This is a genomic window from Rhodococcus sp. P3_B8 (assembly GCF_056402775.1).
Window position 1 is genome coordinate 1 of record NZ_JBFUGT010000254.1, and the last position, 9,716, is coordinate 9,716.

The 9,716-nt window shown below is 69.4% G+C and carries 11 protein-coding genes and 1 pseudogene; 5 read left to right on the forward strand and 7 right to left on the reverse strand.

The features are described from left to right. The coding region (locus AC1D1G_RS35965; RefSeq protein ID WP_477955851.1) for an aromatic amino acid lyase at positions 1 to 297 on the forward strand (297 nt) is incomplete at its 5' end. 21 nt (positions 298 to 318) lie between these two features. Here AC1D1G_RS35965 and AC1D1G_RS35970 read toward each other — a convergent pair. From AC1D1G_RS35970 to pcaH, 6 genes are read right to left on the reverse strand one after another with little or no spacing between them, the layout of a single operon-like run. Next, positions 319 to 1,530 (reverse strand): acetyl-CoA C-acetyltransferase, encoded by a 1,212-nt coding sequence (locus AC1D1G_RS35970; RefSeq protein ID WP_477955860.1) that lies wholly within the window; start codon positions 1,528 to 1,530, stop codon positions 319 to 321. A gap of 36 nt (positions 1,531 to 1,566) precedes the next feature. After that, positions 1,567 to 2,364, reverse strand: a complete 798-nt coding sequence (locus AC1D1G_RS35975; protein WP_280782372.1) for an IclR family transcriptional regulator — start codon at positions 2,362 to 2,364, stop codon at positions 1,567 to 1,569. Further along, entirely contained in the window at positions 2,361 to 3,563 is a 1,203-nt protein-coding gene (pcaDC, locus tag AC1D1G_RS35980; protein ID WP_477955852.1) for a bifunctional 3-oxoadipate enol-lactonase/4-carboxymuconolactone decarboxylase PcaDC, read from the reverse strand. The genes AC1D1G_RS35975 and pcaDC overlap by 4 nt, the downstream gene beginning before the upstream one ends. Continuing rightward, positions 3,560 to 4,912 (reverse strand): 3-carboxy-cis,cis-muconate cycloisomerase, encoded by a 1,353-nt coding sequence (pcaB, locus tag AC1D1G_RS35985; protein ID WP_477955854.1) that lies wholly within the window; start codon positions 4,910 to 4,912, stop codon positions 3,560 to 3,562. Before pcaB ends, pcaDC begins: the two co-directional genes overlap by 4 nt. Positions 4,913 to 4,940: 28 nt before the next feature. Further along, a complete protein-coding gene (gene pcaG, locus AC1D1G_RS35990; RefSeq protein ID WP_283333598.1) occupies positions 4,941 to 5,582 on the reverse strand; it encodes a protocatechuate 3,4-dioxygenase subunit alpha in 642 nt (213 codons plus the stop codon). Continuing rightward, a complete protein-coding gene (pcaH, locus tag AC1D1G_RS35995; RefSeq protein ID WP_477955856.1) occupies positions 5,582 to 6,295 on the reverse strand; it encodes a protocatechuate 3,4-dioxygenase subunit beta in 714 nt (237 codons plus the stop codon). The genes pcaG and pcaH overlap by 1 nt, the downstream gene beginning before the upstream one ends. Positions 6,296 to 6,447: 152 nt before the next feature. Here pcaH and AC1D1G_RS36000 point away from each other — a divergent pair, with 152 nt between their 5' ends. Together AC1D1G_RS36000 and AC1D1G_RS36005 are read left to right on the forward strand one after the other, a co-directional pair. Continuing rightward, positions 6,448 to 7,197, forward strand: coding sequence for a CoA transferase subunit A (locus AC1D1G_RS36000; RefSeq protein WP_005248111.1), 750 nt, complete (start codon positions 6,448 to 6,450; stop codon positions 7,195 to 7,197). Beyond that, the gene (locus AC1D1G_RS36005; RefSeq protein WP_009474040.1) at positions 7,194 to 7,835 is read left to right on the forward strand and encodes a 3-oxoacid CoA-transferase subunit B; all 642 of its coding nucleotides are present in this window, start codon (positions 7,194 to 7,196) and stop codon (positions 7,833 to 7,835) included. The genes AC1D1G_RS36000 and AC1D1G_RS36005 overlap by 4 nt, the downstream gene beginning before the upstream one ends. 10 nt (positions 7,836 to 7,845) lie before the next feature. Here the strand turns inward: AC1D1G_RS36005 and fdhD are convergent, their stop codons facing one another. Continuing rightward, on the reverse strand, positions 7,846 to 8,673 hold the full coding sequence (gene fdhD / locus AC1D1G_RS36010; protein WP_418342550.1) for a formate dehydrogenase accessory sulfurtransferase FdhD: 828 nt from the start codon (positions 8,671 to 8,673) through the stop codon (positions 7,846 to 7,848). A 129-nt stretch (positions 8,674 to 8,802) separates the two neighbouring features. On the opposite strand from fdhD, the gene AC1D1G_RS36015 reads away from it, so the two are divergent. Together AC1D1G_RS36015 and AC1D1G_RS36020 are read left to right on the forward strand one after the other, a co-directional pair. Next, a complete protein-coding gene (locus AC1D1G_RS36015) occupies positions 8,803 to 9,426 on the forward strand; it encodes a GNAT family N-acetyltransferase (RefSeq protein ID WP_477955858.1) in 624 nt (207 codons plus the stop codon). Positions 9,427 to 9,488: 62 nt separating this feature from the next. Next, positions 9,489 to 9,716, forward strand: a pseudogene (locus AC1D1G_RS36020) (iron-siderophore ABC transporter substrate-binding protein); the annotation flags it as partial.

Here is a 9,716-nt window from a genome sequence, read left to right on the forward strand (position 1 = left end):
ATGCAGGAGGATCACGTGTCGATGGGGTGGTCGGCGGCCCGGAAGCTGCGCCGGGCGATCGACGGACTGACCCGGGTGCTCGCGATCGAGGCGTTGACGGCCGCTCGTGCGCTCGACCTGCGTGCCCCGCTGGCGCCGTCGCCGGCGACGGGTGCGGTGCGGGACACGATCCGCGAGCACGTTCCCGGACCGGGGACCGACCGTCACCTCGCGCCGGAGATCGAGGCCGCGGTCACCCTCGCGGCCTCGGGCAGGTTGCTCGAGACCGCTGAGGGTGTCGTGGGTGCGCTGGCCTGACGACAGACCCGCGTTTCTGGATCAGACCCGCTCGAACACCGCAGCCAGTCCCTGGCCGCCGCCGATGCACATGGTCTCGAGCCCGTAGCGGGATCCGCGACGGTCCATCTCCCGCAGGAGGGTGGCGAGAATACGGCCGCCGGTGGCACCGACGGGGTGTCCGAGGGAGATGCCGGATCCGTTGGGGTTGAGGCGTTCGTCGGTGGGGTCGAGGTCCCAGCTGCGGAGGACGGCGAGCGTCTGCGCGGCGAAGGCCTCGTTCAGTTCGATGACACCCATGTCGGACAGCGACAGTCCGAGCTGACCGAGGGCCTTCTCCGTGGCGGGCACCGGGCCGATGCCCATGGTGCGCGGCGGGACGCCGGCCACGGCCCAGGACGCCATGCGGGCGAGGGGCTTCAGCCCGAGTTCCTTCGCCTTCTCGGCGGTCGTCACGATGCACACGGCGGCACCGTCGTTCTGCCCGCTGGCGTTGCCGGCGGTGACGGTGGAGGCGGAATCGATCTTGGAGCGGATGGCACGGAGCTTCGACAGCGACTCCACCGTCGTGTCTGCGCGCGGGTGCTCGTCCTTGTCGACTACGAGCGGGTCCGACTTGCGTTGCGGCACCGTCACTCCGACGATCTCCTCGGCGAAGCGGCCCGATTCCTGCGCGGCGACGGCACGCTGGTGCGATTGCACGGCGAGCGCGTCCTGGTCCTCACGGCTGATGTCGAACTCGGCGCGCAGGTTCTCGGCGGTCTCGATCATGCCGCCGGGCACGGGGAAGTTCGCGCCGCCAGCGGTGACGCGGGCGCGGGCGAGCCGGTCCGCGAGTTGGACCCCTTCGCCCTTGACGCCCCAGCGGATGTTCGGGTTGGTGTAGAACTCGGCCTGGCTCATGGATTCGGCGCCACCGGCGAGGACGAGGTCGTTGCCGCCGGACGCCACCTGCAGCACGGCGGTGATGACCGCTTGCAGACCGGATCCGCAGCGGCGATCCACCTGCATGCCGGGGACGTCGATGCCGAGTCCGGCGTCGAGGGCCGCGATCCGGCCGATGGCCGGGGCTTCCCCGCCCGGGGACGCCTGGCCCAGGATGACGTCGTCGATCTGGCTGCCCTCGATGCCGGTGCGTTCGACGAGCGCCGTGATGACGGTGGCCGCGAGGCTCTGCGGGGTGATGTCCTTGAACACTCCGCCGAAGCGCCCGACCGGCGTTCGCAGGGGCTCGCAGATGACGACGTCACGCATGGAAAGACCTTTCATGAAGATTCCTCGGGCACTGCGTCAGCGATTGACGGTGGCGAGGTCCTGTTCGATGTCGGTTGCGGTGACCCGCAGCGACGGGATGAGATCGGAATGCAGATCCTCGAGGCTGTATCGCGCGGCCGGAGTGGAGATGTTCACCGCGGCGACGGTCAGCCCGGAGGCGCCCCGGATCGGGGCGGCCATCGACCGCAGGCCTGCCTCGAGTTCCTGGTCGAGAACGCAGATACCGTCCGCGCGAACAGCGAGAATCGCAGCTTTCAGCTCGTCACGGGCCGTGATCGTGCGTTCGGTGAGCCGCTGGATGTCGAGCTTCTCGAGGTACGCGTCGAGTTCGTCGTCGGGCAGTCCCGCCAGCAGGACCCGGCCCATCGAGGTGGCGTACGCGGGGAGCCGGGTGCCGATGGTGATGCCCACCGTCATGATCCGGCTGACGGGCACGCGGGCCACGTACACGATGTCGGCGCCGTCGAGGATCGACACCGACGACGACTCGTGCACCTTGTGGCTCAGCCTCTCGAGGTGCGGCTGCGCGACCTCCGGCAGCGACAGGCTCGACAGGTAGCTGTATCCGAGTTCGAGAACCCGCGGGGTGAGCCAGAACGCGGAACCGTCCGTGGCCACGTAGCCGAGCTCGACGAGGGTGAGCAGAAATCGGCGTGCGGTGGCGCGGGTCAGGTCGGTGGCGCGGGCGACGTCACTGAGCGTGCGCCGCTGATTCCGGTTGTCGAAGCAGCGGATCACGGCGAGGCCCCGGGCCAGCGACTGCACGTAGTCGGGGGACGGGAGGATCTTCTCCGTCGGTTCGGTAGCGGTCATGTCTGCGAATTCTCCTCCGTGGGCCCGGTGCCGGCGGAGGACAGGTCGGCGAGGGCCTGTTTGCCGAGTGCGAAACCGAGATTGCTGTTGGGCACACCGGCATAGACGGCGGTGTGGAGTAGCACCTCACCGATGGTGTCGGCGTCGACACCCGCGCGGAGGGCGGCGCGGATGTGCATGTCGAGTTCGTGCTCGTTGCCCACCGCGGTGAGAACGGCGATCGTGAGCAGTCGCCGCAACTCGTGGTCCAGCCCGGGGCGCGACCAGATGTCGCCCCACGCGGTGCGGGTGATGAAGTCCTGGAACGGTGCCGTGAAGTCGGTGGTTCCCGCCACGGAGCGGTCCACGTGCGCGTCGCCGAGTACCGAGCGTCGCACCGTCATTCCCTGTGCGTGCGCGGCGCGACGTCCGCGCGCGTACCCGCCGCCGACGATGTGTTCGCGCAGCAGCGCCGTCACGGCACCTGCCTGCTCGAGGTTCGCGACGTGGGCGGCGGGGGAGAGCACCTCGAACCGGGCACCGGTGATGCCGTCCGCGAGGATCTGCATGACCGACGGCGGGGTGGACGGATCCTCCTCGCCCGCGATCACCAGTGTCGGTGCGCTGATGCGGGACAGGTCGGCAGTGAACTCCCAGTCGGCGAGGGCGTCGCAGCACGCGGCGTATCCCTCGGGGGACGTCGACGCGATCATTTCGCGGTAGTGCCGGACGAATTCCGGATCACGTTTGGCGAGCCCCTCGCTGAACCACCGTGCGACAACGGCATCCGCGAGCGACTCCGGACCGTCGGTGCGTGATGCCGCGGCCCGCTCGATCCATGCCTGCGGTTCACCGAATTTCGCGGCGGTGCACAGCAGCGACAGCGACAGCACCCGGCGCGGAGCGTGCGCGCTGAGCCACTGGGCGATCGCCCCGCCCATGGACAGTCCGACGAAGTGGGCGGCGTCCACGCCGAGCGAGTCGAGCAGGGCGAGGACGTCCTCGGACAGGTCGCGGACGGAGTACGGACCGTCCGGTGCCGGCGATTCGCCGTGGCCGCGTTGATCGACGGCGACCACCCGGCATTCGTCGGACAGGGCCGCGATCTGCGGGTCCCACATGGACCGGTTGGAGCCGAGCGATCCGAGCAGGACGACGACGGGGGCGTCCGCCGCGCCGCTTCGGGGTCCGGAGATTTCGTGTGCGAGTGCGACTGTCATCGCGTTCCTTCCCGGCCGCGGGCCACTGTCTCCAGTGCGCGGTCGACGATGTCGTGGGCGTGGCCGAGGTATCCGGCGGGGTCGAGCAGGGCGCGGATCTCGTCCGCCTGCAGGTACTGGAGGAGCCCCGGATCCTCGTCGAGGGGGTGTCCGGTCTCGCACGCGGCGGTGACGAGGTCGCGCGCGTTGTCGGTGCGGGCGGACAGGGCGCCGGTGACGCGTTCCGCGAGGAGCAGGCCACCGGTGATGTCGAGGTTGCGGGCCATCGCGTCGGGGTGAACGTTCAGCCCACCGAGCGAGTCGGCGATGCGCGCGACGGCTCCGCCGGTGAGACGCAGCAGGTCCGTGAGCGTTTCCCACTCGGCGTGCCAGGCGCCCGCGGCGCGCTGCTGCTCGTGATCCATCGAGCCGAGGATCGTCGCGACGAGTCCCGGGGTGCGGCGGGCCGCGGCGCGGGCCGCGATCGCGGCCACCGGATTGCGCTTGTGCGGCATGGCCGACGAACCGCCGGGTGACCCTTCGCTGACCTCGCCGACCTCGGTGGACGACAGGAACACGAGGTCGGTGGCGATCTTGGACACTGCGCCCGCGGCCGTTCCGAGCGCCGACGCGAGCAGTGCGATGCGGGTGCGATCGGTGTGCCAGGGCACGTCCTGACGTGCCAGCCCGAGCTCGTCGGCGAGCACGTCGGCGACGTCGAGGCCGTGCGGGTAGAGCGCAGCGGACGTGCCGGCCGCACCTCCCAGTTGCACGGGGAGGCCGTCCAGTGCGTCGAACAGCGCGCGGGAAGCCCTGTGCAACGCCGTCATCCACCCCGCGGCGAGCACGCCGAACGTGGTGGGGAGGGCCTGCTGGCCGAGTGTGCGGCCGGCGATGGGGGTGTCGCGCTGGGCCCGTGCGAGCGCCTCGGCGCACAGCACCGCCTCGTCGAGGGACGCCAGGATGTGCGCACCCGACCGGCGGCACAGCAGCATCAGGGCGGTGTCGAGAATGTCCTGACTCGTGGCGCCCTTGTGCACGTGGCTTCCGGGCACCCCGAGATCGGCGGCCGTGACCTCGCCGCGGAGCAGTTTCACCAGCGGGATCACGGGATTGCCGCCCGCTGCGGCCGCCTCGCCGAGGGCACCGACATCCACGGAGCCCTCGGCGACGACGCGCGCGAACACCGACGAAATGGCGTCGGCGGACGCGGCGGGGATGACGTCGCATTTCGCTTCCGCCCGGGCCAGTGCGGCCTCGACCTCGACCATCGCGGTGACCCACGCCCGGTCCGAGAGCAGCGCCGACAAGTCGCCGGCACCGAACGTCGGATCGAACAGGGCACCCCGGGAAGGCTCCGGAGAGTTCACGCGCGACACCTTTCTGGGTTGTGACCGGTTACAGGGCGAAGAACGGGGTTTCCCGTCCTTCTGTGTTCTGCACGTGGATCGTCAGGTGGTATCCGCGATCCGTCTTCTCCGCGATCAGCTTGGGGCGGTCGGCTTCCGGGACGGCGGAGAGCACGGGGTCCGATGCGTGCGCGTCCGTGTCCTCGGGGAAGTAGAGCCGCGTGTACAGCCGCTCGAGCATGCCGCGGGCGAACAGTCCGACGTTGATGTGCGGGGCCTCGACGGCGCCGTCCTCGGCGGGAAGTGCGCCCGGCTTCACGGTGTGCACCACGATCGTGCCGCTCTCGTCGGCGAACACGCGGGCCAGGCTGCGGAAGCCGGCGGGGGTCGCCTCGGCGGCACCGCGGGGATCGGTGGGGCTGTTGAACCGTCCCGCGGCATCTGCCTGCCAGGTTTCGATCATCGCGTCGCCGATGGGCTGACCGGCGCCGTCGATGACGTTGAAGGACACGTCGATTCGTCCCGGCGCATCCTCGGGGACGGCGTCGCCGCTGTTCTCCCACGTCGGGAACAGGCCGATGTGGACGTACGGGCCGACGGTCTGGGACGGGGTGACACCGAACGGCACCTGGTCCTGGCTCTTGGCGAGGACCGGGTAGCGGGGGGCGTCGGGGTTCTGGGTGTCGATCATCAGTGGCCCTCCGGGTCCTCGAACGGGGTGGCGTCCTGACCGCGCAGGACGATGTCGAACTTGAATCCGACGGCCCAGTTGTCGCGGGTGTGGTCGTAGTCGAACGTGCTGATCATCCGCTCGCGTGCCGCTTCGGGCACCGCGTTGTAGATCGGGTCCTRGAAGAAGAACGGATCGTCCGGGAAGTACATCTGCGTGACCAGCCGCTGGGTGAACGCCTGACCGAACAGGGAGAAGTGGATGTGCGCGGGCCGCCACGCGTTGTGGTGGTTGCCCCAGGGGTAGGCGCCGGGCTTGATGGTCGTGAACTCGTAGTGGCCCTGCTCGTCGGTGAGGCAGCGGGCGACACCGTTGAAGTGGGGGTCGAGCGGGGCCGGCCAGGAGTCCATCTTGTGGCGGTAGCGGCCTCCGGCGTTGGCCTGCCACACCTCGATGAGGGTGTCGGGGATGGGTTTGCCCGCGCTGTCGAGGACGCGGCCGTGGACGATGATGCGCTGTCCCTGGGCCTCGCCGCCGTTGGCGTGGGTCATGTCGTTCTCACCCTTGGCGATGTCGGCGTCGCCGAAGACCGGACCGGTGATCTCGCCGAGTCGCTGCGGGACCAGGATCAGGTCGTTCTTGGGGCTGCGCAGCCGAGTTGTCTTGTACTCGGGGAACAGCAGCGGGGCATTCGCTTCGTGCCCGGCGTGGTGGTGGGCTGGCAGATGCAGCATGGAAAAAGATCCTCACGTTCTCGATGTGAACAGTCGGCCGCTATTCGCACATAGTAGTCGCGTTCTGTGATGGGGCCAACAGGCGGGGCGCAATTTGTTCGCAATGTGGATGGGTGTTCACTACTCGAACATTTTGCGGTAGCCTGGGTCACATGGTCAACAAAGTCTTCGCAACGGCGGCCGAGGCCGTTGCCGATGTCCCCGACGGAGCGTCCCTCGCGGTGGGCGGCTTCGGCCTCGTCGGTATCCCCTCGGTCCTCATCGACGCCCTCCTCGCACAAGGTGCCACCGACCTCGAGACGGTCAGCAACAACTGCGGCACCGACGGTTTCGGTCTGGGTCTGCTCCTCGAGCAGCACCGGATCCGGCGCACGATCAGCTCGTACGTCGGCGCCAACAAGGAATTCGCGCGGCAGTACCTCAGCGGAGAGCTCGAGGTCGAGCTCACTCCGCAGGGCACGCTGGCCGAGCGCATGCGCGCCGGGGGAGCGGGCATCCCCGCCTTCTACACCCCCGCCGGTGTCGGGACGCAGGTCGCCGACGGCGGTCTGCCGATCCGCTACGACGGCCAGGGTGGCATCGCGGTGGCGAGCAAGCCCAAGGAGACGCGCGAGTTCGACGGGGAGGCCTTCGTCCTCGAACGCGCCATCCGCACCGACTTCGCGCTGGTCCATGCATGGAAGGGTGACCGCCTCGGCAACCTCGTGTACCGGGAGACGGCCCGCAACTTCAACCCGGACGCCGCCGGCGCCGGTCGCATCACCATCGCGCAGGTCGAGTACCTCGTCGAGCCCGGCGAGATCGACCCCGCCGAGGTGCACACCCCCGGCATCTTCGTCCAGCGTGTGGTCGAGGTCGGCAAGCAGGAAACGGGAATCGAGAACAGGACGGTGCGGGCATGAGCTGGACGCGTGACGAGATGGCGGCCCGGGTCGCGGCCGAACTCGAGGATGGGCAGTATGTGAACCTCGGCATCGGCATGCCCACCCTCATCCCCGGTCACATCCCGGCCGGCAAGGACGTCATCCTGCACTCGGAGAACGGCATCCTCGGCGTCGGGCCGTACCCGACGGACGACGAGGTCGACCCCGAACTGATCAACGCGGGCAAGGAGACCATCACGGTGGTCCCCGGCGGCGCGTTCTTCTCCTCCTCCGACTCCTTCTCGATGATCCGCGGCGGCAGCGTCGACGTGGCCGTTCTCGGCGCCATGCAGGTCAGCAGCCACGGAGACCTGTCCAACTGGATGGTCCCGGGCGCCATGGTCAAGGGCATGGGCGGCGCGATGGACCTCGTCCACGGCGCGGGCAAGGTCATCGTGATGATGGATCACGTCACCAAGAAGGGTGAGCACAAGATCCTCGAGGAGTGCACGCTGCCGTACACCGGCAAGCGCTGCGTGCAGAAGATCGTCACCGATCTCGCCGTCATCGACGTCACTCCCGACGGCCTGCGGCTCGTCGAGACCGCTCCCGGCCACAGCGTCGAGGACGTCCAGGCGGCCACCGGCGCGACGCTCCTGGTCGACGCCACCGTCTAGAAACGCCCGCTCAGGCCCCGGTCTTCACGCGCTGGGCTCCGGCATAGACGTTCATCGACTCCCCACGGAGGAAGCCGACGAGCGTCGTGCCGGATTCCAGTGCCAGGTCGACGGCCAGCGAGGACGGCGCCGACACCGCGCCGAGCATCGGTACCCCCGCCATCACGGACTTCTGCACCAGTTCGAAGGATGCGCGCCCGCTGACGAGGAGAACGCTGCCCGACAGCGGCACCCGATCCTGTGTCAGCGCCCACCCCAGCACCTTGTCGACGGCGTTGTGCCTGCCGACGTCCTCCCGCAGCGCGACGAGTGCGCCGTCGGGGGTGAACAGGCCCGCGGCATGCAGTCCGCCCGTCGAATCGAAGATGCGCTGACCCGACCGCAGGGTGGTCGGCATCGACGACAACGTGGCCGCCGTCACCGACAAGTCGTTGCCGGACAAGGGGAATCGTGACCGTGTCCGGACCTGGTCGAGCGACGCCTTGCCGCACACTCCGCAGGCCGACGAGGTCACGAACCGGCGTTCCGGTCCACCCGGCGCCGGGACGCCCTCGGCCAGAACCACGTCGAGCACGTTGTACGTGTTGGCTCCGCTCTCGTCGACGCCGTCGCAGTAGCGGGCGACGGACACGTCGTCGCGGCTCTCGACGATGCCCTCGGTCAGCAGGAATCCGTGCACCAGATCGATGTCGTCGCCCGGCGTGCGCATCGTCACCGACAGCGAACGGCCGCCGACCCGGATCTCGAGGGGTTCCTCGACGGCCAGCGAATCGGGTCTGCGTGTCGTTCCGTGCTCGGTGATGCGGACGACCGGGCGGCGCGCGGTGACGCGGCCCATCACCTGCCGCCGGATTCGAGCGGACTGCGTGCGGACGAGGGGCGGGTCATGGGTCCATAGTGGCCCCGAACCGGGCGCGACGGCCAGTCGTTCCGGCGCGCCCGCCTGGTGTGCCCGTACCCTCTGGACATGGGTGTGAGCGTGCGAGCGGCGACCGGATCCGACATCCCCGAACTGGCGCGCGTCCTGGCCGACGCGTTCTTCGACGACCCCGTGATGGTGTGGATGTGGCCAGATCCCGAGCGCAGGCGGCGCGGCCTGCCGCGACTGTTCGCGGTGGAGATCCGCCATCACCATCTGGCCGGGGGCGGAGCCGAACTGGCCGAGGACGGCGACGGCGTGGTCCGCGGGGCCGCGATGTGGGATCCGCCCGGCGGCTGGAAGCAGTCGACGTTGTCGTCGCTCCTCAGCCTGCCGGGGCTGGTCCGCGCGTTCGGCTCGCGGCTGGGCGTCGGGGCCRCCGTGAGCGGAACCGTCGAGGACGCACACCCGGTCGATCCCGTGCACTGGTATCTGGCGACGATCGGGACGTCGAACGCGGGACGGGGCGGCGGTTACGGGAAGGCGCTGTTGCGGTCGCGGCTGGACCGATGTGATGCCGAGGGGCTCCCGGCATATCTGGAGTCGAGCAAGGAAGACAATATTTCCTACTACCAGCGGTTCGGCTTCGACGTCACCGGCGAGATCCGGATCCCGGACGGCGGGCCGACGCTGTGGGCGATGTGGCGCGAACCCGTCCGCGCGACCCCTTAGGCTAAGCTCGGCAAGCCTTACCTAAGTGGTTCGTAGTACCTGGTAGACGAGAGGGTCGCCGCATGAACGTGGGTCAACAGAGGATCGGCCTGAGCCGACGCGGATTCCTCGTGGGCACCGGGGGAGCGCTGCTCGCGTTCGCCGCGGCCTGCAGCAGCTCGGACGGCGACGGCTCCGGCACCGGCAGTGAGCCGTCCGGCCCCGTCATCGCCCACAAGTACGGCGAGACCCAGGTGCCGACCGACCCGCAGCGCATCGTCAGCGTGGGCTACAACGACCAGGACACGATC